The organism is Sphingomonas sp. CFBP 8765 (genome assembly GCF_014841445.1).
GTDB classification, from domain to species: Bacteria; Pseudomonadota; Alphaproteobacteria; order Sphingomonadales; family Sphingomonadaceae; genus Sphingomonas; species Sphingomonas aerolata.
In genome coordinates, this window is record NZ_JACYTY010000005.1 from 271,517 (window position 1) to 298,007 (window position 26,491).

Sequence of the window (26,491 nt, forward strand, 5' to 3'; positions counted from 1 at the left end):
GATCGAAAATAAGCGATGGGTCCGGAACGGACCTCTTGGCCGCCGTCTATAATGAACCAGCGGACCCGGCCGCGCGAAGCTGCCGGTCGGAGAGAATGGGGGAACGCATGGCGCAAATCATCCTTGTACCGGCCACCGTCACGACCAGCTCGGTGGTGCCCTTCGCCGCGGACCTCGCGTCACAGCTCGAGCAGCATGACGCGATCGAACTCGATCTCTCCGCCGTTGCCGAAGCCGATGTCAGCCTTTTGCAGCTCGTCTGCGCGGCGCGCCGTCAGGCCGAACGCGACGGCAAGTCCCTGCGCCTTGCAATGCCGGTGCACGACGCGCTGGCGGCGCTGCTCGAGCGCGCGGGCTTCCTCACCGATATCCCATCAGCCGATCAGAATTTCTGGTTTCACGGAGATTTGCCGCGATGAGCGCATCCATCCTTATCGTCGATGATTCCACCAGCATACGCGTCGCCATCCGCATGGCGCTGACCGGGGCTGGCTACACCGTCAGCGAGGCCGCCGACGGCGCGCAGGGCCTGAGCAAGGCCAGCGGCAGCCGCTTCGACATGATCATCACCGATCTCAACATGCCCAACATGGACGGGCTGTCGATGATCCGCGCGCTGCGCAAGAACCCCGCGCAATGCGGTACCCCGATCCTGTTCCTCACCACCGAATCCGAGGATGCGATGAAGCAGCAGGCCAAGGCCGCCGGCGCGACCGGCTGGCTGGTCAAGCCGTTCGTTCCTGAACAGCTGGTCCGGGTCGTGCGCAAGGTCCTCGGACGGTGAGCCAGAACGACCCCGTCGCCGCATTCCGCGTCGAGGCGGGCGAAGTGCTCGAACAGGTCGAGCAGGGCTTGCTCGATCTCGGTCACCGGCTGAACGATCACGAGCTGATCGACGCAGTGTTCCGCGGGCTGCACACGCTCAAGGGCTCGGGCGCGATGTTCGGCTTCGACGCGCTGGCCAGCTTCACGCATCACTGCGAGACCGCCTTCGACCGCGTCCGCAAGAACCTGACCCCCGCCACGCCACAGCTGATCGCGGTCATTCTGTCCGCGCAGGATCACATGCGCGCGCTGATCGAGGGCGACGCGACTGACCGCAAGGCGGAGGGTGACGCGATCCTGGCAAAGCTGCAGGCGGCGCTGGACGGCGCACCCGCGCCGACGCCGGAGGCGCCGCCCGTTTTGCAGGGGTGGCAGCTGTCGCTCCGCCTGCCCCCCGAAGCGATGCAGAATGGCATCAACCCGCTCGCGCTGCTCGATGAATTGCGCACGCTCGGCGACTGCCGGATCGTCGCGCGGACCGACCAGGTGCCGCCGCTTGCCGAGCTGGTGCCGACCGAATGCCATATCGGCTGGGATATCGAAGTGCGCGGCGCGGTGTCGCGGGATGACCTCGAGGACGTCTTCATCTTCGTGCTCGACGACCTGGACCTTCAGATCAAGGCGATCGGCGACACGTCGTGCGACGCTGTGGATGACGCCGCGCCGCCGTCCGACGCGGGCACGACGCCGTCTGCGCTCCCGCCCGCACGGGTCGACACGATGCCACCGGTGCAGGATCGCGACCCGGCCACCACCCAGAACGGCCGGGGCGCGCCCAAGACCGGCGAAAGCGTTCGGGTACCAGCCGAACGCCTCGACCTGCTGATGGACCGGGTGGGCGAACTCGTCATCGTCCAGAGCCGGCTGTCGCAGCTCGCGCATAGCAGCGGCAGCAACGCGACGGACGTCGCGCTTCGCTCCATCTCCGAGGAGATCGAGCGGCTGGCGAGCGAATTGCGAGACACGGTGATGGTGCTCCGCATGGTGCCCGTCGCCACGCTGTTCGGCCGCTTCCGCCGCCTCGTCCACGACATCGCGCGCGATACCGGCAAGACGATCGAGCTGTCGACCGACGGCGAGACGACCGAGGTCGACAAGACGGTGATCGAACGGCTCGCCGATCCGCTGATCCACCTGATCCGCAACGCCTGCGATCACGGGATCGAACCGCCCGAGCGGCGCCTTGCCGCAGGGAAGCCCGAGGTCGGGCAGGTTCGGCTGTCCGCGCGTCAGGAGGGTGGCGAGGTCGTCATCACGATCCGCGACGACGGCCACGGGATCGACCGCGAGCGCGTGCGCGCCAAGGCCGAGGCGCACGGCCTGCTCCAGCCGGGACAGATCGTGAGCGACCAGGAGTTGCTCCAGATGATCTTCCATCCCGGCTTCTCGACCGCACCGCAGATCACCAGCCTGTCGGGTCGCGGCGTCGGGATGGACGTGGTCAAACGCACGATCGAGAGCCTGCGCGGCACGATCGAGGTGGCGAGCGTATCGGGCCAGGGATCGGCGATGTCGCTGCGCATCCCGCTGACCCTCGCGATCATCGACGGGCTGCTGATCCGGGTCGGCGACGGTCGCTACGTCATTCCGCTCGCCGTGGTCGAGGAATGCATCGAACTCAGCCTCGAGGAAGACCTGCGTTCGCGCGGGCGGAGCTTCATCACGCTGCGCGATCGGCTCGTTCCGTTCGTCCGGCTGCGCGAGATGTTCGCGACGGGGACGAAGCCCAGCGTCCACCAGAAGATCGTCATCATCGCGACCGGCACCGAGCGGGTCGGGCTGGTGGTCGATCAGATCATCGGCAGCCACCAGACCGTGATCAAGCCGATGTCGGCGGTGCACTGCAACGTCCCGACCTTCGCCGGCGCGACAATCCTCGGCGATGGCGGCGTCGCGCTGATTCTCGACGTCGTCCAGCTCGTCGCGCTGGGCCAGCATCAGGAGGAGCGGCTTCGCGCCGTTGCATGACCATGGAAGACACGACGGAAACCCAGTGGGACGAAGACGGCCGGCTCGAGGTGCTGACGTTCGATCTGCAAGCCGAGAAGTTCGCGGTCGAGGCGGTCCTTGTCCGGGAGATCCTGGACCTGCTGCCCGAAACGGTCGTGCCGGGTGCGGACCGGCTGGTCGCGAGCGTCGCGAACTTTCGGGGCAAGATCATCCCGATCGCCGACCTGCGCCTGGCGTTCGGCCTGCCCTCGGCGGAATCGACGATGGACAGCCGGATCGTGGTGGTCGAGCTCGACGTCGACGGTGTCCCGACGCAGATCGGCATCCGCACCGACAAGGTGCACGAGGTCGCGACCTTGCACCACGATGCCAGCGAGACCCCGCCTACGGTCGGCCTGCGCTGGCGTCGCGATTTCATCCGCGAACTGGTGCGTACGCCGCAGGGCGTCATCGTCCTCGTCAATATCGCGCGGATCTTCGACCCGCTGCTCGGTGGCCGCGCCACCCCCGCCGTGCTCGCGCCGGCACTCCTCTGACGCTGGAAGGACCGACATGTACGGGTCAATCGAACGATGCTCGGCGACGGCCACTGATCGGTCCCGCGGGTCCCGGCCAGGTGGTGCGGCACGCCCCCGCTCCGCAGCCTGTGCTGGGTGCGCGGCATGAGCGTCGCCGGAGAGCTGCAGGCCGTGACCTTCGGGCTGGGTGCCGAGACCTTTGCGGTGCCCGTCACGCTGGTCCGCGAGATTCTCGACTGGAGCGAGACCTTCCACATTCCGAACGGCCCCGATTATCTGCTGGGGCTGACCGATCTGCGCGGCGAGGGCGTAACGACGATCGACCTGCGACGCCGCCTCGGCCTGCCGCCGGTCGCGCCGACGCCGAGCACGCGGATCCTCGTGATCGATGTCCCCGTCGATGGGCGCAACCTGGTCCTAGGCCTCGTCGTCGACCGGGTGCTGGAGGTCAGCACCTTCGACCGCGGCCAGATCGGCGCGGCGCCCGATATCGGCGTCCGCTGGCCGTCGCGCTATATTGCGGGGGTGGTCAAGCGGACCGAGGGTTTCGTCGTGCTGGTCGATGTCGCGCAGATCTTCTCCAGCGCCGAGGTCAACGCCCTGCACGCCAGCGCCGCATGACGGGGTCGCGTCGCGACCCCTGACACCCAATCCTCATGGTGCCGCCTCGACCGGTCCCTCGTCATTTCTGGAGCTGGCTCCCGTGTCCGTCATCTCCCCGATCGTCAAATCTACGCCGAGCGCCTCGGACCAGATCGGCCCGCGCGAGTTCGCGAAGCTCGCCGACTATATCTTCGACTATGCCGGGATCCGGATGCCGGCGAGCAAGCGGACGATGCTCGAAGGGCGGTTGCGGCGTCGGCAACGCGCGCTGGGGTTCGATACGCTCGAGGCCTATTGTCGCCATGTCCTGACGGACAATAATCTCGATCAGGAGGGCATCCACCTAATCAACGCGGTGACGACCAACAAGACGGACTTCTTCCGCGAACCGGTCCATTTCGACTTTCTGCGCGACGTCGCCCTCCCCGGCCTGGAAGCGACCTATCTGCGGACGATCCGTGCCTGGAGCGTCGCCTGCTCGACCGGGCCCGAGCCCTACACGATCGCGATGCTGCTCGACCAGTTTGCCGCCACGCGCCGCGGCATCGCCTACAGCATATTGGCGACCGATCTGGACACCGAGGTGCTCGAGATCGCCCGGCGCGGCATCTACCCCGCCGATCTCGCAGAGCCCGTTCCGGCGGCGCTGCGGCGCAAATATCTGATGGAATCGCGTGATCCGGCGCGCCGCGAAGTCCGCGTGATACCCGAGTTGCGCCGGGCGATCGCGTTCGCCCGGCTGAACCTGATGGACGAGGTCTATCCGGTCGGCGAGCCGATGCACCTGATCTTCTGCCGCAACGTCCTCATCTATTTCGACAAGCAGACCCAGCATGAGGTCGTCTCGAAGCTCGTCAGCAGGCTCGCGCCGGGTGGCTACCTGTTTCTGGGGCATTCGGAATCGATCACGGGGCACGACCTCCCGCTCGTGCCCGTCGCCCACACCGTTTTCCAGCGGAGCTGATCCATGGCCATCTCCGGAAAGATCCGTGTGCTCATCGTCGACGACTCCGCGGTCGCGCGGCATGCCCTTGCGGCGATCCTAGAGGAGGATCCAGAGATCACCGTCATGGGCACTGCCGCCGACCCGTTCAGCGCAGCCCGCCGCATCCAGGACGAAGTGCCCGACGTGATGATGCTCGATGTCGAGATGCCGCGCATGGACGGGATCACCTTCCTGAAGAAGCTGATGGCACAATGCCCGCTTCCCGTGGTGATGTGCTCGTCGGTCACGGAAAAGGGCTCCGACGCGATGCTGCAGGCATTGGAGGCGGGCGCGGTCGACGTCATCGTGAAGCCCCGTGCCGGTCTCGCCGAGCATCTCGCCGATCACAATCTCCAGATCCGCGACGTGATCAAGGCGGCGGCGCGCGTGCGGGTCTCGCTCCGGTCGTCCAATGGCAGCCGGCCGGGCCGGCTCGAGCAGAAGCTCACCGCGGACGCCGTCCTGCCGCCCCCGAGCGGTCGCGTGATGAACCGCGCGACCGAGCGCGTGGTATGCCTCGGCGCATCGACCGGGGGAACCGAGGCCCTACGCGAAGTCCTCACGGCGCTGCCCGCGACCACGCCCGGTGTCGTCGTGGTTCAGCACATGCCGGAAAACTTCACGCGCGCTTTTGCCAATCGGCTGAACACGCTGTGCGTCGTGACCGTCAAGGAAGCCGAGGACGGCGATCCCGTCCTGCCGGGCACCGTCCTGATCGCGCCCGGCGGCAAGCACATGATGATCGAGCGGCGCGGGACCCGCTATTTCGTCGCGGTCCGCGACGGGCCGCTGGTCTCGCGTCACCGGCCATCGGTCGACGTCCTGTTCCGCTCGGCGGCGACCGCTGCGGGGACGAACGCGATCGGCGTCATCATGACGGGCATGGGCGACGATGGCGCGCGCGGGATGCTCGAGATGAAACAGGCGGGCGGCCGCACCTTCGCGCAGGACGAGGCGACGTCGATCGTCTTCGGCATGCCCAAGGAAGCGATCGCGCTGGGCGGCGTCGATCGGGTCGTCCCGTTGCATCACATCGCCCGCGACGTCTTGCACGCAACGGCACAATAGGGGCTAGGACGATGACATGGGTCGAACACAGGGCTGTCGAGTCCGATCGGGACGGCGACGAAATGCCGGCCTGGAGCGTGCTGGCAACCGAGCTCGAGAGCGTGGCGAGCGGGCTCGACCAGCGCTTCGTCGATGCCGGGCGTTCGCTGGAACGCGCCTATGACACGGTCGGAAACCTGATCGGCAGCCTCGAAAGCGTCACCAATGCGCTCGACCGGGATGCCGCCGACCGCGCGGTCGCGACGATGCAGGCCAATGCCGACCAGCTCGCCAGCCTGCCCGCGCGACAGAAGACGCGGCAGCATTCGCTCGACATCCTTCAGCAGGCGAGCGGAACGGTGCAGACGGAAATCGGGCGGGTCGACCGGACGCTCGATCTGCTGAAGATCTGCGGGCAGTATCTGAAAGTCGCGGCCGCCGGTGCGCACGGTTTTGCCGAGTTCGCCGACGCGATGGTCGCCGAACTGGACGTCAGCGAACGCGAGATCCACGAGATCAGCAAGGAGGTCGGGCAGCTCGCATCGACGGTTCCCTGCGTCGTCGAGGTGAATCGCGTGCTGGCGTCCGAATGCGCGCGCCTGTGCCCGCATGTTCCCGACAAACTCGCCGCGGACGCGATCGGACTCCAGCAGAACCAGATCGAGGCCGCGCGGCGTGCCGAGACGATCGCGACGATTGCCCGGGACATTCGCAGCAAGCTGTCCGCGGCGCACGGCGCATTGCAGATCGGCGACATCACCCGGCAGCGGCTCGAACATGTCGCGCAGGCCTGCAGCCTGCTCGGTACGGCGGTCGACGAGCTCAATCGCGCGGGCGATCCGGCTGCCGCCAGCGCGCTCGAAGGCCAGGTGATGGCGATGCTCGCGGCACAGGTCGCCGACGCGGCCGCGGATCTCCAGAAGGAATCGCGTCTGTTGGGCGGCAATTTCCGCGCGATCGCAACGCAGGTCGCGACGATGGTGGCACCGCATGAATCGAGCGGCGTCGAGCGGACGAGCGATGGCGCATTCCTGCAGCTGCTCGAGCAAAGCGTCGCCGATGTCGATGCGGTCACCGCGCAGTTGCGCGACGCCGACATGCGGTCGACGCAATTGGGATCCGAAGCCTCCGCCACCGTCAGACGCCTGGGCGACCGGCTGACGACGATCCACCGGGTCACGAGCGGCGTGCGGATCATGGCGTGGAATTCCGATCTGCGCTCGTTCCGCATGGGCCGCGAGGGCGACGGGCTGGCCCGTATCGCGACCGAGATCCGCTGTGCCGTCAACACCCTGGAGGCTGTCTCGGCATCGATCGCCAGCGCCTTCGAACAGTTGAGCGACGCCGCCGACGCGATCGGCTCGCCCCACGATGGCGACGAAGCGACGGCAGGGTCGCTGCCCGAGGCGCTCGCGGTCATTCGCGCGGGGGCGTTGCTCACGCGTCAGGGCATGTCCGGCCTCGACCGTGATGCGGGGGCGATCCACGACATCGTCGCGGCGATGACCAGCACGCTGGACTGTGAAACCGCCTTTGCCGAGCCGCTGGCGCGCATCAATGCGAAACTCGATGCACTGGCAATGCCGCTGGTCGAAGCGAGCCAGAGTATCTCGACCACCGGCGAGCAGCTTTTTCACGCGATAAACGCTTTCTACACGATGGCACGCGAACGCCAGGTGCACGCCCGCTTTTCGCCATCCCAGGACCAGCCCGAAGCCGAGGTCGCTGCGCTGTCAGAGGAGGCGGACGACTGCGACGGTCTGTTCTGAGGTCGAGGCGAGTCCTCGACTGGTTCGATCAGCCGAGACGATCGGCCTGAGTCCTGATCCACGCAGCAGTCTCGTCGGGCCGCGTCACCGGGATCATGTGGCCGCCGTCGATCAGCGTCAGCTCGGCGTGGGGGACCATGTCGGCGAAGCGGGCGCCATGTACCTCGGGATCGAGAATCTGGTCGTCGCGGCCGTAGAGGATCGCGATCGGGAGCCAGAGGCCGTGATAGCGCGCGACCATGTCGGGCAGGTCGTCATTGGCAGCGACGAGATCGGCAGAGGCTGCCTCGAAATTTGCCGGCCGCGACACCAGCGCGCCGCCGCCGCGCGTCGCGAAATCGGCGGGCACGGCCTCGGGCGCGAACGCCGCGGCTGCGCCCTTCTCGCCCGCCAGGATGGCGGCGGGTGCGGCGAGCGTCCAGGCCACCGCCTTGCGCGCGGCGGGAGAGACGATCGCGAGCGCCGCGAACGCGCTCGGCGCGCTGTCCTGCGGCTGGGTGAGCGGCGCGATCAGCGCCAAGCCACCGACCGCTTCCGGGTGGTCGATCGCCAGCGCGAGCGCCACCGCGCCGCCAAGCGAATGGCCGACAACCAGCGGCTTCTCGAGCTCCAGCGCCGCGATGAAGCGCGCGATCTGGGCGGCTTGCGCGCGGATATTCGCCGTTTCCCCGGGCGCCGAATAGCCGGAGCCGGGCCGGTCGATCAGGATCACGCGGTACTCGGTCGCGAGGCGGTCGAGCAGCGCATAGCTGAAGTTGCGCATCTGCCCGGCAAGGCCATGGATCATCACGATTGTCGGTCCGGTGCCGCGGTCGAGATAGTGCATCCGGCGGCCATCGACGTCGATGAAGGCGCCGTCGGCGGGTATCATTCGCTCGGTCCGCCGCTGGCTCAACTTCGCGAACAGCGCCAGACCGCCGACTGCTGCGATCGCCGCCGCGGCCGTCACCGCGCCGATCGAAACGGCGGAGCGCGATGTTTCGACTGGCACCGGAGTGGCGGCACCGCGCACCTTGTCGAACCGCATCGTTCCGTCCTCCAGTTTGCCGAATTTGAGCGCGGCAAGATCCAGCGCATAGTTCTGGTGCACCTTCCACGGCGCCTTGGACCCCTGATGTGGCAGGATGGCGTTGGCGCGCTGGACATAGCCCGAGGTGAAGCCGAGCATCGGCTCGGGTGTCACCGACGGATCGTCGTGCGTGGGCGTGCACCTATCATAGCCGTTCGCGTCCATGTGGCGCAGCAGGCGGCAGGCGTAGCGGGCCGACAGATCGCATTTCAGCGTCCAGGATGCATTGGTATAGCCGAAGGCGAGCGCCAGGTTCGGCACGTCGCTCACCATCATACCCTTGTAGATCAGCCGGTCGGCGGGGTTCACGACCTGCCCGTCGACGACGAGCTCGACGCCGCCCAGCAGGCGCAGGACGAGGCCCGTGGCGGTGACGACGATGTCGGCGCGCAGTTCGCGGCCCGATCGCAGCGCGATGCCGGTCGGTGTGAAGCGGGCGACGTGATCGGTCACGATCTCCGCCTTGCCGCCGCGCATCGCCTCGAACAGGTCGGCATCGGGGACGAGGCAGATACGCTGGTCCCACGGATCGTAGCGCGGTTCGAAATCGCGCTCGACCTCGTAATTCTCGGGCAACTGCGCGCGGACGCCCTTCAGGATCAGCGCCTTCATGTGATCGGGGCGCTTGCGCGCATAGGCGTAGGTGGCGATGCCGAGTCCGACGCTCTTCCATTTGGTCGCGCTGTCGGCAATGCTTTTGGGCAGCACCCGGTGCGTCCACCGCGCAAAGCCGTCCTGTGACGGGCGCGAGACGATATAGGTCGGCGAGCGCTGCAGCATCGTGACGTGCGCGGCCTTTTCGGCGAGCGACGGCACCAGCGTCACCGCGGTCGCACCGCTGCCGATCACCACCACGCGCTTGCCGGTCCAATCGAGGTCGGCGGGCCAGTGCTGCGGATGGACGAGCTGCCCCGCGTAGTCCTCGACACCCTCGAAGGGCGGCGTGAAGCCGGCGTCATAATCATAATAGCCGCTGCCCATGTACAGGAACCGGCAGACGATCCGCTCCGACGCGGCACCATCCCGCTCGATCTCGACCGTCCAGCGCGCATCGGCGGACGACCAGGCGGCGCGAACGACAAGACGGCCGAAGCGGATATGTGCATCGATCCCGAATTCACGCGCCGTGGCGGCGATATAGTCGCGGATCGCGTCGCCGCCGGCGATCGCCTGGTCGCTCGGCCAGGGGCGGAAGGGGAAGCCGAGCGTATACATGTCCGAATCCGAGCGGATGCCGGGATAGCGGAACAGGTCCCAGGTGCCGCCGATCGCATCGCGCGCCTCGAGGATCGCGTAGCTCTTGGCCGGGCATTCGGTCTGGAAGCGATAGCCCGCGTCGATCCCCGACAGACCCGCACCGACGATCACGATGTCGAGCTCTTCCGCGGTGCCCGAGCCGGAGGGGATGGACGCAGTCTCAATTGCCATGCCAGAGTGCTCCGATAGAAGGATGCGACAGCAATCGCCGTTATCTGGAAACAGGAGTTATCACTTGAAATCAGGGGCGGCAAGCCAGGACGGACGGCGCTATGGCGGTGCATCGGCGAGCGAGCGCCGCGTCGAGCGGCGCAGCCGGCTGATCCGCGCCGCGATCGCGCTCTATGGCGAGCAGGGCTATCGTCATACGACGGTGACCGCGGTCTGCCGCGCGGCCGGGCTGACCCCGCGCTACTTCTACGAAGCCTTCGCCAATAGCGACGCGCTGCTTCTCGCGACGTTCGGCGAGGTCACGCAGTTCGTGACGCAGCGGGTCGCCGCGGCCGCCGATGCGGCGGGAGGCACGCCGGGGGATCGGCTGATCGCGCTGCTGACCGCATATTACGATCTGCTAAGCGACGAGCCGGCCAGCGCGCGCGTCTTCCTGTCGGAATTGTCCGGCATCGACCCGCAGGTCGACGAACTGTTCGAACGCTCGATGGCCAGCTTCGCCGACCTGATCGCCGGCACGCTGGTGCCGACCCACGTTCCCGGCTCGATCGAGCCGCTGTGCCGTGCCGGCGCCATGCACGGGCTGCTCGCGGTGGCGCGCGACTGGGTAGCGCGGGGTTGCGACGAACCCGTGGCGCGGGTCGTGCGCACGGTCGAGCCACTCTGCCGGATGCTGGTCAGCTGCGGGGGTGATGATTAGCGGCGCGATGTCACCGGAACGCCCGAGTTCAGGAGCCCCCTGCCCTTCTCCACTTCCCACATTCCGCCGCGGCGGTCGTGACGACGACGTCATCGCTGCAACACACTCGATCTGCGCCGTTTCCGAACGCCAAGCGCTTCGCTACACACCGCGGCACGGCGGACGGAGATACCCAGTGAACGATGAATTTGCCGAAGCCGTGGCCGGCGCACTGGCCGCACAGGGCTTCGTGCTGGAAAACCTGTATGCCTTGCTGCTCGCCAGCGACGCTGATCCGGTCAGGGCCTGTCAGGCTACGGCGCATCGCATGTTGGAGGATTTCGGCAGCCTTCAGGCAACCGGGGTACAGGTCATGTCCGACGACGAGGTCAACCGTATCAAGCGACACGCGCTCGATCGGCTCGAGCGGTTCTGGAACGGCGTGGAGCGCCGCCTCGCCAACCTGCCGCAATCCTAGCGCTGGGGTTTCGATCCACCGACGACGCAGGAGGTGATGCGCGTCGGGCACGCGTCCCTTGCTATTACAGGGACTTTTCAGCGCGAACGGCTGATGTCGGAGATTGGACACATGGTGGTTTTTCGTCTGCTTATTACCTTCGGCCTCTGCTTCATTGCGGGTGTCGCGCGCGCCGAGTGCCGTCCTGGCAGCATCGAGGCCCTGCCTGAACGCGCGATGCTTCACCTTCCCGCGGCGGGCATGACCGGGCCCGTACCGCTCGTGATCCTGCTCCACGGCAGCACCGGCACGGGGGCGGAGATGCTGCGCGACAGCCACCTCGCCGAGACGGCGGATCGCCACGGCTTCATCGTCGCAGCGCCCAATGGTGGTATCGCCGCGGATCGCGGCTTTGTCTGGAACATCCCCGGCGTCCCGACCGTCACGGGCAGCATCCCCGCACGCGATGCACGCGACGATGTCCGGTATCTGTCGGGGCTGATCGACCGGCTTGTCGCAACCGGTTGCGTCGACGGCGCGCGGGTGTACGCGACCGGCTTGTCGGGTGGTGGACGGATGACGTCCTGGCTGGGCTGCGTCGCCGCACGACGTTTCGCCGCGATCGCGCCGGTGGTCGGACTGCGTGCCGGACGCTCCCTCGCATCCGATGTGTCACGCGCCGATCCCGCGACGTGTCGCTCGACAGCGCCGCTGCCCCTCCTCGCCTTCGCCGGCGATGCCGACACCACCAACCCCATCACCGGCGGCGGCGCGCCCTATTGGCAATATTCACAGGCCGCCGCGCTGCAACGCTGGGCCGTGCTGAACGGCTGCTCGGATCCCTATGCCCGCAACCTCGGCGCGACGGTTTACGAACAGGGCTATGCCCGCTGTCAGCACGGCACGAGCGTCGCGGCGCGTGTGACGCGCGGCGGGCAGCATAGCTGGTCGGTCGTCGACAATGAGGCAATGTGGGCGTTCTTCTCCCGCCACCGGCGCTAAGTCAAAAGTCGGCAGCTGCCAGAACGTCTCGGCAATTCCCGGTTCGGTTGCCAGATCAGATACTTCGCCATCCCAACTCTATTTCGATGGTTGATTGCCAGGTTAATTTGCCAGTTGTTTTGTATTTAATTACCTGACGCATATTACTACCAAGCTGACTCGATGTATTGTCCGCGGTATGAAATAAGGATAAACTGATGACATAAGATAATGGGAGGATGAAATGCGGGGGCTTTTTCTTGGCATGATCGCATCCGTTCTCGCATCGGCAACCGGAGCCCAGGGACAACAATTTCCTTCGGCGCAGGGGGTCGGGGCGAACGACAGCGGTACGGGGGAATTCAACCGTCAGCAAAATTTCCGGGATTTCGCAGTCAGCGTTACCGACGCCAATCGATTGACGATGCGGCCGGTCCCGGCCGGACCCAAGGACATCATTCAGGGGCTGGAAGTTCATGACGCAAAGGGACTCCTCGTCGGCAAGATCGAGGCCGTCGGTAAAGGCTTTGCAGTGGTGTCGAGTGCGATCGGGAGCGTGGAGGTGGACTTTCCGTCCTTTGCAAAGAACAAGGACGGGCTCTTGATCAATATGCCCAAGAGCAAGCTCGACGTCATGATGGCGCACGGTCATCCGGCTCCATGACGTGCCGTTGGGCCTAAACGCCAATAGCGGGGCGTCTGTAGCCGCCGGTCTCGGGTCGCACAGAGCCATGTCTTCCGCCGCTACGGGACGCCGCACCATGCCGCCCGCGCCTGACGGGCACCCCTTTGAATGCGATCGGTTCGTCCGGCGGAGCCCCGGGCTCGCGGCAGGGTCAGATGATTATGCTTCAGCTGCCAGAACCCTGATCGCCATTGGGTGCGATGCCGGGAAGAATATCACCTGCGGGCATCGGGTCTGGTGGGCGACCCTACCCGCGAGACGAGCGTCACCAGCCTGGGGTTCCAGCTACCAAGAAGCACTATCCGCAACGGGGAGAGGCGAATGTTCTGGCTGGTAATGCTCGTTCTCGGGGGACAGGGCACGCTGACGCCCGTGATCGTCCGCAACGCGAGTGAGATGCTCACGTCCGACGATTACGTCTCGCGCGCAGTCGGTACGGGCAAGAGCGGCTACACGGTGGTCGAGATCCTGATCGATCCGACTGGAAAACCTCAGACGTGCGGCGTTGTCTCGACCAGCGGATCCAAGGATCTGGACCTGAAGGCGTGTGCCGCCGGGGTGCTGCGGGGTAAATATGCGCCGGCTACGGACGAGACCGGGTCGCCCATGTACGGTGTCTACCGAATGCGGGTTCGGTGGCACATGGAGCTCTTCTTCGATGCTTCTACCCCTACACCCAAGGTGCCGGCAGACATCGTGCTGGAAGTGGCGAAGCTGCCGGCGGGGCAGAAGTCCGTTGCTGTCACCCTGGCCTATCTGGTCGGGGAAGACGGCGCGATCCGACGCTGTTCGGTTATAACGTCGAGCGGCTCTGCGCCATTCGATACCGGCGCGTGTTCGTCGATGATAAAGCATTATCGCTACGCGCCGGCCAAGGACAAGGCCAACAAGGCGTGGCCAGTCATTCGCATGCAGCGAATTGAATTCACCTCGACTAAACTGGGTTAACCCGACCCGATAGGCGCACCTGATCAATGTTCGTTACCATTGACACCGCTTTGCCATTCTTCCGGTTCGCCCGCATTACCGCTCCGCCCTGGCGACCGGGCATACCACCAGTAATCGCGTACCATGGTGATACAAGTTCGGCGTTAACCATTCATCTGTGTTGTTCGAAATACCGACGGTCTTCGCTAGTTGACGCTCGAGCTTGATGACGAGCAGCCTGGCGCTCGCATGAAGCCCGAGACCGAAGCGGGGACAAAGAATGGCGAACGCAACTCCGGTGACCGTTGATGGCACGCTGAACGACTGGACCGCAGGCGACCGGATCGACCGTGGCCTCGGTGCCGGCTATGCTATCTATGCCCGCAGCGACGGCGCGGATTTTGCCTTTGCGATGACCGCGCCGACCGCGATCGGCGCAAACACCACCGCGTGGCTCAACACCGATCGCAACACGGCCACCGGCTATCAGGTGTTCGGGTTCGCAGGCGGTGCCGAATTCAACGTCAATTTCGCCGCCGACGGCACGGTCTCGCTGTATAGCGGTGCGGCGGGGCAGACGCTGATCGCCAGCGGCCTGCAGGCGGCGTGGTCGGCGGATCGCACCACCGTCGAATTCAAGGTCCCCAAGGCTGCGATCGGCAATCCGAACGCGATCGACACGATCTACGACGTCAACGACACCGCGTTCCTGCCCGGCAGCTATTCGAACCCCGCGTTCACCGTGTTCAATGACACCGGCGTCGTCGCCGATCCCTCCCACCGCATCGCGATCGTGTGGTCCGATACGACCGCCAACGCCTATTTCAGCAAGACCGCGTATTCGCAGCTGTTCATGGCGGCACAGAGCCAGGCGATGCAGGCGGGCGTGCCGTTCGACATCCTGACCGAGGGCGATCTCACCAACCTGGCGACGCTCGCGAAATACGACACGATCGTCTTCCCGTCGTTCCGCAACGTCGAGGCGGGCAAGGCCGACCAGATCGCGCAGACGCTGGAACAGGCGACCACGCAATTCGGCATCGGCCTGGTCGCGGCGGGCGAGTTCATGACCAACGGCGCGGACAATGCCGCGCTGGCCGGTGACTCCTATTCGCGGATGAAGCTCTTGTTCGACGCGACGCGCGTGACCGGCGGCTTCCCTGCAGACGTGACCGTGAAGGCGAGCGATGCATCACAGCTGGTGCTCGACGGCTATGCCGACGGGCAGGTCATTCGGGAATATACCGGCATCGGCTGGAACGCGTTCGCCAGCGTCAGCGGAACCGGCACGACGATCGCGACCGAGACGGTCAACGGCCAGACCTATGCGGCGGCGATCGCGACGCAGACCGGCGGGCGCAACGTGCTGTTCTCGAGCGAAGCGGTGATGGCCGACGACAATCTGCTCCAGAAGGCGATCGATTATTCGGTCCATGGCAACGGGCTGTCCGTCGGATTGCAGATGACGCGGCAGAGCGGCCTGTTCGCGTCGCGCGTCGACATGGACCAGAGCCAGGAGCGCGACGAGGTCAATCCGGCGGGGACCGCGCCCGGCATTTATGACAAGCTGCTGCCGATTCTCACCGAATGGAAGACCGACTATAATTTCGTCGGCAGCTATTACGTCAATGTCGGCAACGATGCGGCGAACGGTCAGTCGACCGACTGGGCGGTCTCGCTGCCCGTTTACAAGGCACTGCTCGATGCCGGCAACGAGGTCGGCTCGCACAGCTACACGCATCCCGAGAACACCAATCTGCTGACCGATGCGCAGATCGCGTTCGAGTTCGGCCAGTCGCGTGCCGAGCTGGAAAAGCAGCTGAGCGCGTATCTCGGCAAGACCGTGACGGTCGGCGGTGCCGCGGTGCCGGGTGCGCCTGAGCAGATCGCGACGAGCCAGGAAATCCTGAAATACGTGACCTATCTCAGCGGCGGCTATTCGGGCGTCGGTGCGGGTTATCCCAACGCGGTCGGGTACATGACGCCGCAGAACGCCACGGACGACAAGGTTTATATCGCGCCGAACACGTCGTTCGACTTCTCGCTGATCGAGTTCCAGAAGAAGACCGTTGCCGAAGCCACCGCCATCTGGGCCAAGGAATTCGCCGCGCTGACCGCCGGTGGCGATGCGCCGGTCGTGGTATGGCCGTGGCATGATTACGGCCCGACCATGTGGTCGAGCGACGGCGCGACCAGCCCGTACACCAAGCAGATGTTCACCACCTTCATCGCGCAGGCCGCGGCGGCGGGGGTGGAGTTCGTGACGCTTGCCGATCTGGCAGGCCGGGTCAGCGCGTTCCAGAATGCGACGATCACCTCGACCGTCGTCGGCAACACGATCACGGCGACGGTCGGCGCGACGACGGGCAGCTTCTCGCTCGACGTCGACGGCCAGAGCAGCGGCCAAGTGATCAAGGGTGTCGCCAACTGGTACGCCTATGACGCGGACACCGTGTTCCTGCCCAAGGCGGGCGGGACCTATGCGATCACGATGGGCGCGGTGGCGGACGACGTGACCCACATCACCGCGCTGCCGATGCGCGCGACGCTGACGACACTGAGCGGCGACGGACGCGACCTGGCGTTCACGGTCGAGGGCGAGGGCAAGGTCACCGTCGATCTGAAGGCGCCCGGTACCGACTGGACGACGGTGAGCGGCGGGACGATCGCGAGCCAGATCGGCGAGATCCTGACCATCGACCTCGGCGCGATCGGCGTTCACGATGTGAAGATCGGTCATCAGGCCAATGTCGATCCGGTGCTGACGTCGTTCGCGGGCGGCACGACGGGATCGCTGTCGATCGCTGAGAACGGCACGGCACTGACGACGATCACCGCGACCGACGCGAACAGCGTCTGGGGCGATTCGATCAAATATTCGATCGGTGCGGGCGGCGACGGCGCGAATTTCTTGATCGACGCGACGACGGGTGTGCTCAAGTTCGTCACCGGCCCTGATTTCGAGGCGCCCACCGATGCCAATCGGGACAATATATACGGCGTGACGGTGGTCGCGACCGACGCACGCGGCGCGATCGATACGCAGACGCTGACGATCGGCGTGACGGACGTGGTCGGCATCACGAAGACCGGGACGATTTTCTCCGAGACGATCAACGGCACCGGCGAGCAGGACGTGCTCGACGGCAGCTGGGGCAATGACGTGCTCAACGGGCTTGGCGGCAACGACCGGCTCATTGGCGGGCTCGGCAACGACACGCTCAACGGCGGCGCGGGCAACGACACGCTGATCGGCGGCAATGGCAGGGATATCCTGAGCGGCGGCGACGGCAACGACATCCTGATCGGTGGCGACGACTTGGACATGATGACCGGCGGTGCCGGCGCGGACATCTTCCGGTTCGAGGCCAGGGGCGACAGCCTCGCATCGGCGTCGCGTGACGTGATCACCGACTTCACCGTCGGGCAGGACAAGATCGACCTGTCGATGATCGACGCCAACACGTCGCTGTTCGCGCGCGGCGATCAGGCGTTCAGCTTCATCGGCACGAGCGCGCGCTTCACCGCGCCGGGGCAGTTGCGCTACAGCTACCAGATGATCGGCGGGAAGGAATTCACCGTGGTCGAGGGCAATATCGACAGCGGTGCGGGCGCCGATTTTTCGATCGCGCTGGCCGGTCAACATGTGCTGACCGCGAACGATTTCTTCATGTAAGCTGCGCCATAGGCCGGCGAAGTTATGGCGGGCATAGGCTTCCAGTTAGCGAAAACCGCGCGCGAGGGCGGTGTCGGCGGGATCGTCGGCGCTGCTGCATTCGGTGCGGTGATCAGCGCGGGACCGTGGTTGATCACCGCGGTCGCGATGGCGTTGCTCACCCACTGGTTGGGCACGCATCTCGCCGCACGCGGCGCGCGGACCGTCCAGACGATCCTCGTCTATGCGTTCAGCCTGTCGGCGCTCGCCGCGGCGCCGGTCGGCATTCTCGCGACACGGATGGCCGCAGATCGGATCTTCGCGCGGGACGCAAGCGGCGTATCGGGCATCATGCTGGTCGCGCTCGCGGCCGGCGGCGGGATCGCGCTGGCGATCGGGGCGATCGTGTTCGGGATCCTTGCCGGACTTCCAATTGGCGAGGCCGCGCTTGCGACGCTGATCCTTGCCTGGCTGACGCAGGTCTGGATCGCCGCGCCCCTGCTTACCGCGCTGCGCCGGTACCGAGCGATACCCCTCGCCTATCTGCTCGGCATCGGCGTCGCGATGCTGCTCTTGGCGCTACTGCCAAGGCCCGACGTCTCCACCGTTCTCGCGGTCATTGCCGGGGGCGTCGGCTTGACGCTCGCCGCGATCATGGCGGTGATCCGCCGACATTTCTCCGCATCGCCCGTCCTGCCGACGCGGGACGCGATGGCGCCACGCCTCGCACTTATCGTTGCCGCGGCGGGCATTGCCGGAGTCGCGGCGATCTGGGTCGACAAATGGCTCCTGTGGACGGGGCCGCAGAGCATTCGCGCGATCGGACTGCTCCGCCTGAACCCGATCAACGATCAGGGCAGTTTTCTGGGGCTGCTGACGATGGTGCCGGGCCTGACGCTGTTGCTGATCGTCGCCGAGACGCGGTTCGATCGCGCATTCGGCGACATGATCGTCCGGTGTACCGGCACCTCGACGCTGCAGCGTATCGAGGAGGCGCGCAGCGACCTCGCGCGGACAATGTTCGACGGGCTGCGGATCATGCTGCTGGTACAGGCGCTCGTCGCGGCGCTCGCCTGGGTGTTCGCGGTGCCGCTGTTCGAGCTGATCGGCGCGGACGCACGCGCGGTCTTCGCGTTTCGCCAGACCGCGCTCGGCACCGTCTTCCACCTCGTGGTGATCGCGGCCACGGTCGTGCTCGCCTATTATGACCTGTTCGGGCGGATCCTCGTGACCTGGACCGCTTTCGCGATTGGCAGCGGACTTGCGACACTTCTCCAATGGGACACGGGGTTCGCCGCGTTCGGCTGGGGCTATATGGCCGGCGCCGTCGTCGGGGCGTCAGTCGGCCTCGCGCTGGTCGCTGAAGCCACGGTCAACCTCACCTATCTGCTGTTCGTCGGCAACAATCCCTCCGTCGTGGGGCATGGAGGACGTCTGTTGTGACGGGATTTACGGATATGCGCCGCCGCGGGGTAGTCCAGAGGCTGCTCGCGCTCGGCGCGGCCGGCTGGGCATTGGGCGGCCGCCACCAGTCGGACGCTGCGCCCGGACCGTCCGCGAACGCTGCGGTGCGCTGGGGCGTCGATTACGGTGCCGCGACTGATCCCGTGCTGGCACGCGGCTGCGCGCTGCTGGTCCTCGAGCCGCATCATGCGCGGCCGATCGCGCCGCTTCGCGGTCCGGGCAGCACGCTGCTCGGCTATGTCAGCTTCGGGGAAGTCGAACGCAACCGACCCTATTTCGCCGGGCTGGACAAGGCCGGCGCGCTCAAGGCCGCCAACCCCAACTGGCCCGACGCGCGGCTCGCCGACCTGCGTCATCCGGCGTGGCGGGCAGCGGTGGTCGACCGGCTCGTCCCCGCGATCCTCGCGCTCGGCTATGACGGAATCTTCATCGATACGATGGATAATGCCGAGGCGATGGAACAGCAGGATCCGGTGGCCAACAAGGGCATGGTAGCGGCAGGCGTATCGCTGATCGCCGCCGTGCGCGCCCGCTTCCCCAAGATCCGCATCATGCTCAACCGCGGCTATGCGCTGCTGCCCGACGTCGCGCCGAAGATCGACTATCTGCTCGGCGAGGCGATGGCGTCGCGGTGGAATTTTGCGGCCAAACACTATGAGTTGCTGAGCGATTCGGACTGGGCCTGGCAAGCGGGTCGCCTGCGCACCGCACAGGCGCGGAACCCGGCGCTGGCGCTGATGACGCTGGATTACTGGGATCCGGCGGATACGAAACAGGTCGCGGCGCTGTATGCGCGAGAGCGTGCGGCGGGGTTCAGCCCCTATGTCGCGACCCTGGCGCTCGACCAGCTCATGCCGGAGCCGGCGGGGTGAGGATCGACCGCGACCGCGCACGGCTTGCGCTCCTGCTGCCCGCGCTGACCGGGATCGGTCTGCTCGCGGGCGGGTTGATGCTGTTGCCGAAGGAGCGTGAAATCCTCCCCGCCGTTCGTCGGGCGCAGCCGGTGCCGTTTTCGACTGCGCGCAGTTCGATGCCCGCGCCAGCATCACCGGTGCTGCCGCCTGCGCATCCGTCGATCACGGCGCAGATCGCGACCGCGGACGCAGCGACGCTCGCCGCGCTCACGACGCGGCTGATCGCAGAGGGCCAGCCGGTGTCCACGCTGCAGGTCGCCTATGATCTGGTCGCTGCGAAGCGACCGGCGGTTGCGCTCGATTATCTGGCGGCCCGGCCCGATGGTGCGACCGCAGCAACGTGGCGCCTCCGCATCGATCTTCTTCACCGGACCGGACGCGCCGCGAACGCTGCCGCGCTGGTCGCGCGGGCGGTGGAGAAGCGAGGCGCCCTGCCCGCTGCGGATATCGTCGCGGCGGCCTATGCGATCGATCGGCCCGACTTGGTGATCGTGGCCGCGGCGAACCACGTCATCCCGCCGCCCGATACCGCGCTGGCGCTCGATCTCGCGCGTCGTGCCGACAAGGCCGGACGGCGCGACCTTATCGCGCTGCTTGACACCGCGACGACCGCGAACTGGCGCGCCGCGGACCCATGGCTCGCCATCCGGGTGGCTGCGCGTTCGAAAGACACCGCCGCAGGCTTGCGGGCAGCCGGCTATCTTCCGGTCGAGCAGCGTCAGGCGGCACGCGAGGCAATCCTGACCGAGGCCGGCGACCGCGCCGGGCTGCGCAGCGAATTGCTGGCGCATGCGGCCGGATCCGGTGCGCCGCTCGAGCAGATTGCGGAACGCCTAGTCGCGGCCGGGTATCGCGGGGATGCGACGGCGGTGCTGCGGCGTGCGGCGGCCGGGCTGGCACCGACTGCGCCGGCAGCGCAGCGCCTGCTGTACCTAATGGGTCCGCGCCCCGGATCCGACGATCTCGCCTGGCTGAAACAGCAGAGCGTGCAAGGCAGCGCGACCCGGCAGCGCAGCTGGCTGGCCTGCTATGCCGAACGCGATCAACCGGGCGCTGCGCTGGCGTTCCTGTCCCGGCATCCGCTCGCGGACGAGACCGACGTGATGCTGATCCGACTGTCGCTGGCGCGCACGGCGGGCAACGACGCCGCCGGTCGGACGGTGCTGACCGCGTTGCTCGACGGCCGCGCGCTATCCCCCGATCAGGTCCGCGCCGTGTCCGCTGCGGCGCCCGCGCGGATCGATCCGGCACAGGCGGCGGCGATCACGAAACGCCGCGTCGCTGGCGGGATCGCCGGGCCGCGTGATCAGCTCGACCTCGCCTGGGTGGCGTGGAACGCGGGCGATGCGAAGGCCGCGGTACAATGGCTCGACGCGCATCTCGCGACCACCCCGACCGATCTGTCCGCGCTGCGCTTGATGGCCGACGTGCAGGCGCGGATCGGTGGGGCGCGTGGGGCACGCCCCTGGCTCGAACGCGCGCTCGCCCAGACGCCTGCCGACAGCAGGGCGCGCGCGGAAGTGCTCGAGAAGCTCGGTCGGCGGGACGAGGCGGTAAGATTGGTCGAGACGCTGCGATCCGAAACGCCGCAGGACCGATCGCTTGCCGCGCTGCACGCCCGGCTGCTGATCACGCAGGGCCAGCCGGGCCGGGCGCGGACGGTGCTGGTGCAATGATCAGCCTGTTTCTCTGCCTCGCGGATGCGCCGGTGCTGGTCGTACCCCGGACCGTTTTCGCGGATGGCCGGATCGTCACGTCCGAGTCCCGGCTCGCTTGGCCCGACGACGCCGTCGTCCGGATCGAGGATCGTGACGGCGAACTGGTCGCGCGGTTCGATCGACCGATCGCGCCCGCACGGCTTGCCGCGTTCCGTGAGGCGGCGGGCGACGCTATCGGCGATCTGCGCTGGAACGACGACAGCCTGGTCCTCCGTCCCGCGGCGGGCTGGACGATGCGCTGGCGGCAGACGGGCCCAGTCGTCGCGCTCGCCTTCTCTCCGCCCGCGGACGGCGCGCTGCTCGAGGCTACCGACGACAGCGCATCCGACGCCGCACTGGCCGCAATCGAGGCGGACGTGGCCGCCGGCTATCCGGGATCGGCCCTGCGCGCGGCGACGAGCCTTGCACAGCGCTATCCGGCCGACCGACGCGCCGCCCGTCTGCTCGCCGACACGCGTCTCGCGCAGGGCGACGTCCGCGGCGCGGCGCGCGAGTACCGCGTGCTCAAGGCAGACGACCTGACCGCACGGCGTACGATCGCCGCCGCGGCGGGGGCCGCCAGCATCGGCGTCACCGCGCGTGACGGCAGCGACCTCGCGCAGACAGAGTTCGCCGCGCGGATCGACGCAGCGGTCGGCGGCACGCTCGACGTGGGAGGCGGCGTTCGCCATCTCGTCAGCAACGTCGCCACCGCCGCGCCGACCGTGCGATCCGGCGACACCGTCGTCGACGCCTCGCTGGCCGCAGCGTTCGACGGCGCGGTCCGCATCCAGCTCTTCGCCTCCGCCGCGCTCGACGATGCGGTGACGGGTGGCGGTGCCAGGATTACGGCAGGGGCCGCCGACGCTCAGTTCCGCGCGACCTTGAGCCGCCACATGCCGGACTATTCGACCCCGGCGCAGGTGCTGGCGGGAGGATATCTCTCGCGCGCGCTGATCGGCGTCACCTACCGCCTGACGCCGGGCGTGGTCGCGCAAGGAGATTTCGGCGCCTACCGGTACGGCCTCGCAACCGGTAGCGGTGCAAGCGACACCATCGTCGCGAGCGCCGGGGTGGATTATCTCATTCGCCGCCAGTTCCCGGCGCTCGGGCTGACCTACCGCTTCGACGCGGAATATGTTCAGCGTATGCAGCTTGGCGCAGACCGCCTTGCCGTCATCCCGCTGGCCACCCGCGAGAACCACACCATCCAAGGCCTCGCCAGTGGCGCGGTCGGCGCGGTGCAGATGACCGCGCTCGCGGGCTGGACTGTCGATCGGTTCGGCGGTGATGGCCCCACCGCCAGCCTCGGCCTCGCCGCCCCGATCGCGGTCGCGTGGCGGGTCGAGGGCAGCGGCGGCATCACGTCGATCGCGCGGCAGGGGTTTGCAGGTCGCCAGCTCTATGCGCGCGCGCTGCTGACACGCAGCCTCGGGGATACGCAGTGACGCACGACGACGCTGCGCCAAAATGGCAGACCCGGTGGCGACGCCCCGTGCGCATCGCGCTGGAGATCACCCTCACCTTCGCCGTGCTGGCTGCGTTCGACTGGTGGCTGACGGGCGAAACCGGGTTCACGCGCGTCCAGCCCAACCCCTATTGGCTGCCGGTGCTGGTCATGGCGCTCGCCTATGGCACCGGCCCCGGCGTCCTCGCGGCGGGAATCGCGTCGGGGCTATGGCTCGCGCATGTCCACGACGACACGGGCGCGCGCGACTATCTCGACCACCTGTTCCATCTGTCGCTCCAGCCATTGATGTGGTTCGTCGCTGCCGGAGTCATCGGCGAGGTGACGATCATGCGGACCGCACGGCACGATCGGCTGGAAAAGCGCGGCGGGGTTGCGGCGCGGAACCTGGCGCGGCTGACCGAGGCGTTTGCGGCGCTGTCGCGGACCAACCGGCTGTTGCAGGTGCAGATCGCGACCGAGGCGCATACCGTCGGCCATGCGATTGAGACGGCCGCGCGACTCTGTTCGCAGGACCTGGCTGAACGACGTGGCGCAATCAGCGAACTGATCGCGCTTGCCGCACGAACCCCCGACTTCACCTGCTACCGCATGACCGGTGACGAGGCCCGCGCATGGATCCGCGGGCCGGTTACCGCGGGACGGCGCGACACCCTGCCAGCGACGTTGATGGAGCGGATGGCACGGCCCCACGGGATCCTGCACGTCGCGAAGCGCAGCGATCGTAGCCTGCTCGACGGTATCGGCGTCGCCGCGATCGCGCTGCCCGATCTGAAGACCGGCGAACTTGTCGGGTGCCTGGTCCTACATGCGCTGCCGTTCGAGACGCTGAACGCGAGCCGTACCGCCGAAATGACCGAGATCGCCGCCTGGCTGACGCCGCTGCTCGCCGATACGCTTCACGCAACCCAGCGGCCGGTCAGAGCCGCCGGGCTGGTCGCGTGATCCACCGCCTCGCTGCGCTCGCGCTGCTGGAGATGGTCGTCCTGACGGCGTGCTGGCTTTTCGAACTTGCGGCCGGCTGGGCGCTCGCAGTCCATGTCGTGGCTAGCGGGATTGGGCTCACTTTGTGGCTCCGCAGCGGTGCGGCGGCCGGTTTTGCGGCGGCGATGCTGGGTGTGACGGGCCCGCTTGGCCTGCTTGTTGCCCTGCCCCTTGCTCGCTTCGTCAGACCTGCCGCACACCGGACCGACGACGAGATGTTCGGCCCTGTTGCCGGGCGTTCCGCACAGCGCGGCGCGCGTCTCGCGGTGGCCCGCATGCTCGACGGGCGGGTTCATCACGCCACCCCCGATACGCTGAGCTCGCTGGTCACGATCATGCGTCACGGCGCGGTCGCCGAGCGGCGGCGGGCACTGGAGACCGTGGTGCGGTCCTTCGAGCCCGCGCTGTCGCCGCTCATCGCGCTGGCGCTGACCGATAGCGACCAGACGATCCGCGCGCTTGCGGCGGCCGCGTCGGCGCGCGTCGCGGAAAATCTGGTGCTCGCCCGTGCGCGGCTGTCAGCCCGCGTTGCCGATGGCGGCGATCCGGACGCCGTGACGAATCTGGCGCGGCTGCTCGGGGATCACGCGCGTTCGGACGTGCTGCTGTCCGACTCACAGCGCCTCCACCTGCGCGAGGACGCGGTTGCGACGATGGCTGCCGCGGGATCGGACGGGGGGGACAACCGGCATGCGGACACGCGCGATGCGTTGATGATCGAGGCGTTCTGGGCCGCGGGCGATTATGACGCGATCGACTGGATGGCGACCGCGATTCAGGCGTCGGTGGACCGGGCCGATAGTCCGACCGGCGCGAACGACCGCGGCGCGACGACGCTGGCGAACTGGTGGCTGACGGGCGCGGTGGCATGATCCCGCTGTCCGCCTTGGCCGAAACGTCCCGGCACGCGCCGCTCGACATGCCGGACGCCGACATCTGCCTGATCGTCGAGGGCGCCTATCCCTATGTGATCGGCGGCGTATCCGGCTGGCTGCAGGATCTGATCACGCATCTGCCCGACGTCAGGTTTGTGATCGCCGCGATCAAGCCGGGTGCAGGGCTGCTCGCGTTCCAGCTCGCCCCGCCGCCCAACGTCGTCGCGGTCGTCGAAATCGGTCTGGCGCCCGCGCCGGCGATGCCGCGCGCGATCCCGGACCGGATCGCGGTACCGATAGCCGACGCGCTGGTCGCGTTCGTTGCAACCGGTGGCGCGGAGCGGCTGGCGACGCTGATCGACGTGATCGGCGGCATCGCGCGACCGCTTACCCCCGGTGACATCCTGTCGCACCCGGCCGTCTTCGCACGGCTCAGGCGCCATTATCAGGCGATGCTGCCCAAGGCCTCGTTCCATCATTATTTCTGGGCGATGCGCGTGCTGCTCGGCGGGTTGCTCGCGGTGCTGACGGCGCCCCTGCCGCGCGCCAAGGCCTATCACACGATCTCGACCGGCTTCGCAGGTCTGCTCGCCGCCCGCGCCGCGCGCGAGACCGGGCGCCCGGCGTTCATCACCGAACACGGCATCTACCTGCTCGAACGCCAGATCGAGGTGATGATGGCGGACTGGATCGGCGATCAGGTCGACACCGGGCTCGAGCTCGAACGCAGCGTACGCGACCTGCGCGACCTCTGGGTCCGTGCCTTCACCAGCTATGCGACCGCCTGCTATGACAGCTGCGATCCGATCGTTGCGCTGTACGGCGAGAATACGGCGGTCCAGCGCCGGCTGGGTGCGGCCGCCGACCGGGTCCGCGTCATCCCCAACGGGATCGATTCGAAGCGGTTCGCCGCACTTCCCGACCAGCGCGATCCGGCACACCCGCTGGTCGCGCTGCTCGGCCGCGTGGTCCCGATCAAGGACGTGAAGACGTTCATCCGCGCCGCCGCGATCGCGAATGCCGAACGCCCCGACATCCGCTTCGTCGTGCTCGGCCCCGAGGACGAGGACCCGGAATATGCTGCGGAATGCTCGCGGCTGGTCGAGGATCTGGGCCTGTCCCCGGTCTTCCACTTCGCGGGGCGCGTGCGGATCGAGGACTGGATGGCCAGGATCGACCTGCTGGTGCTCACCAGCCTGTCCGAAGCGCAACCGCTGGTGATCCTGGAAGGCGGGGCCTGCGGGATCCCCGTGGTCGCGCCCGACGTCGGAAGTTGCCGCGAGATGATCGAGGGACGCGGCGGGGCGGACTCAGGCCATGGCGGCATCGTCACCCCGCTGGTCAATCCCGCAGCGACCGCGGCGGGCATCCTCGCGATCGCGGGCGATCGCGCAATGCGATCGGCAATGGGCGAAACCATGCGCGAACGCGTCCGCCGCGACTATGATCACGACACGATCATCGGGGCCTATGAGAAACTCTACGGAACACTGATCGAGCGGTAGCCGACG

At 67.3% G+C, this 26,491-nt stretch carries 22 protein-coding genes; 21 read left to right on the forward strand and 1 reads right to left on the reverse strand.

Annotation, left to right across the window (positions count from 1 at the left end; all coding sequences use genetic code 11):
- The first annotated feature begins 35 nt into the window (after nt 1-35).
- The 8 genes from IFT87_RS14520 (at nt 36) to IFT87_RS14555 (ending at nt 7,697) form a co-directional block, all read left to right on the forward strand.
- Nucleotides 36-419 carry an STAS domain-containing protein gene (locus tag IFT87_RS14520; protein WP_128082099.1) on the forward strand — a complete coding sequence of 128 codons (384 nt, stop codon included), beginning with the start codon at nt 36-38 and terminating at the stop codon, nt 417-419.
- Nucleotides 416-784: a response regulator gene (locus tag IFT87_RS14525; RefSeq protein WP_037528806.1), complete on the forward strand. Its 369-nt coding sequence runs from the start codon at nt 416-418 to the stop codon at nt 782-784. Before IFT87_RS14520 ends, IFT87_RS14525 begins: the two co-directional genes overlap by 4 nt.
- The gene (locus IFT87_RS14530) at nt 781-2,793 is read left to right on the forward strand and encodes a chemotaxis protein CheW (protein ID WP_192191021.1); all 2,013 of its coding nucleotides are present in this window, start codon (nt 781-783) and stop codon (nt 2,791-2,793) included. Before IFT87_RS14525 ends, IFT87_RS14530 begins: the two co-directional genes overlap by 4 nt.
- A gap of 2 nt (nt 2,794-2,795) precedes the next feature.
- Entirely contained in the window at nt 2,796-3,311 is a 516-nt protein-coding gene (locus IFT87_RS14535; RefSeq protein WP_152555405.1) for a chemotaxis protein CheW, read from the forward strand.
- Nucleotides 3,312-3,437: 126 nt separating this feature from the next.
- Nucleotides 3,438-3,914, forward strand: a complete 477-nt coding sequence (locus IFT87_RS14540; RefSeq protein ID WP_031439691.1) for a chemotaxis protein CheW — start codon at nt 3,438-3,440, stop codon at nt 3,912-3,914.
- Nucleotides 3,915-4,005: 91 nt separating this feature from the next.
- Nucleotides 4,006-4,860: a CheR family methyltransferase gene (locus IFT87_RS14545; protein ID WP_042466613.1), complete on the forward strand. Its 855-nt coding sequence runs from the start codon at nt 4,006-4,008 to the stop codon at nt 4,858-4,860.
- A gap of 3 nt (nt 4,861-4,863) precedes the next feature.
- A complete protein-coding gene (locus tag IFT87_RS14550; protein WP_031439689.1) occupies nt 4,864-5,949 on the forward strand; it encodes a protein-glutamate methylesterase/protein-glutamine glutaminase in 1,086 nt (361 codons plus the stop codon).
- 11 nt (nt 5,950-5,960) lie between these two features.
- Complete coding sequence (locus IFT87_RS14555) at nt 5,961-7,697, forward strand: hypothetical protein (RefSeq protein ID WP_128082100.1); 1,737 nt, start codon at nt 5,961-5,963, stop codon at nt 7,695-7,697.
- A gap of 28 nt (nt 7,698-7,725) precedes the next feature.
- Here IFT87_RS14555 and IFT87_RS20895 read toward each other — a convergent pair whose 3' ends face one another.
- Nucleotides 7,726-10,194: an alpha/beta fold hydrolase gene (locus IFT87_RS20895; RefSeq protein ID WP_192191025.1), complete on the reverse strand. Its 2,469-nt coding sequence runs from the start codon at nt 10,192-10,194 to the stop codon at nt 7,726-7,728.
- A 64-nt stretch (nt 10,195-10,258) separates the two neighbouring features.
- On the opposite strand from IFT87_RS20895, the gene IFT87_RS14565 reads away from it, so the two are divergent.
- From IFT87_RS14565 to pelF, 13 genes are all read left to right on the forward strand, one after another.
- A complete protein-coding gene (locus tag IFT87_RS14565; protein WP_192191027.1) occupies nt 10,259-10,894 on the forward strand; it encodes a TetR/AcrR family transcriptional regulator in 636 nt (211 codons plus the stop codon).
- A gap of 175 nt (nt 10,895-11,069) precedes the next feature.
- The gene (locus IFT87_RS14570; protein WP_031439951.1) at nt 11,070-11,351 is read left to right on the forward strand and encodes a hypothetical protein; all 282 of its coding nucleotides are present in this window, start codon (nt 11,070-11,072) and stop codon (nt 11,349-11,351) included.
- Nucleotides 11,352-11,462: 111 nt separating this feature from the next.
- Nucleotides 11,463-12,332: an alpha/beta hydrolase family esterase gene (locus IFT87_RS14575; RefSeq protein ID WP_037529920.1), complete on the forward strand. Its 870-nt coding sequence runs from the start codon at nt 11,463-11,465 to the stop codon at nt 12,330-12,332.
- A 223-nt stretch (nt 12,333-12,555) separates the two neighbouring features.
- Nucleotides 12,556-12,975, forward strand: coding sequence for a hypothetical protein (locus IFT87_RS14580; protein WP_031439949.1), 420 nt, complete (start codon nt 12,556-12,558; stop codon nt 12,973-12,975).
- Between the two features lie 342 nt (nt 12,976-13,317).
- Nucleotides 13,318-13,944, forward strand: a complete 627-nt coding sequence (locus IFT87_RS14585; RefSeq protein ID WP_128082190.1) for an energy transducer TonB — start codon at nt 13,318-13,320, stop codon at nt 13,942-13,944.
- A gap of 259 nt (nt 13,945-14,203) precedes the next feature.
- Nucleotides 14,204-17,599, forward strand: coding sequence for a M10 family metallopeptidase C-terminal domain-containing protein (locus tag IFT87_RS20745; protein WP_192191029.1), 3,396 nt, complete (start codon nt 14,204-14,206; stop codon nt 17,597-17,599).
- A gap of 24 nt (nt 17,600-17,623) precedes the next feature.
- Nucleotides 17,624-19,021 carry an exopolysaccharide Pel transporter PelG gene (pelG, locus tag IFT87_RS14595; RefSeq protein ID WP_192191031.1) on the forward strand — a complete coding sequence of 466 codons (1,398 nt, stop codon included), beginning with the start codon at nt 17,624-17,626 and terminating at the stop codon, nt 19,019-19,021.
- Nucleotides 19,018-19,914 carry an endo alpha-1,4 polygalactosaminidase gene (locus tag IFT87_RS14600; protein WP_306286374.1) on the forward strand — a complete coding sequence of 299 codons (897 nt, stop codon included), beginning with the start codon at nt 19,018-19,020 and terminating at the stop codon, nt 19,912-19,914. Before pelG ends, IFT87_RS14600 begins: the two co-directional genes overlap by 4 nt.
- Nucleotides 19,911-21,632, forward strand: coding sequence for a tetratricopeptide repeat protein (locus tag IFT87_RS14605; RefSeq protein WP_192191033.1), 1,722 nt, complete (start codon nt 19,911-19,913; stop codon nt 21,630-21,632). Before IFT87_RS14600 ends, IFT87_RS14605 begins: the two co-directional genes overlap by 4 nt.
- Complete coding sequence (locus IFT87_RS14610; protein WP_192191035.1) at nt 21,629-23,101, forward strand: hypothetical protein; 1,473 nt, start codon at nt 21,629-21,631, stop codon at nt 23,099-23,101. Before IFT87_RS14605 ends, IFT87_RS14610 begins: the two co-directional genes overlap by 4 nt.
- Nucleotides 23,098-24,066: a hypothetical protein gene (locus IFT87_RS14615; protein WP_192191037.1), complete on the forward strand. Its 969-nt coding sequence runs from the start codon at nt 23,098-23,100 to the stop codon at nt 24,064-24,066. The genes IFT87_RS14610 and IFT87_RS14615 overlap by 4 nt, the downstream gene beginning before the upstream one ends.
- Nucleotides 24,063-24,977 carry a hypothetical protein gene (locus IFT87_RS14620; RefSeq protein WP_192191039.1) on the forward strand — a complete coding sequence of 305 codons (915 nt, stop codon included), beginning with the start codon at nt 24,063-24,065 and terminating at the stop codon, nt 24,975-24,977. Before IFT87_RS14615 ends, IFT87_RS14620 begins: the two co-directional genes overlap by 4 nt.
- Complete coding sequence (gene pelF / locus IFT87_RS14625) at nt 24,953-26,485, forward strand: GT4 family glycosyltransferase PelF (protein WP_306286471.1); 1,533 nt, start codon at nt 24,953-24,955, stop codon at nt 26,483-26,485. The genes IFT87_RS14620 and pelF overlap by 25 nt, the downstream gene beginning before the upstream one ends.
- Nucleotides 26,486-26,491: the final 6 nt, after the last annotated feature.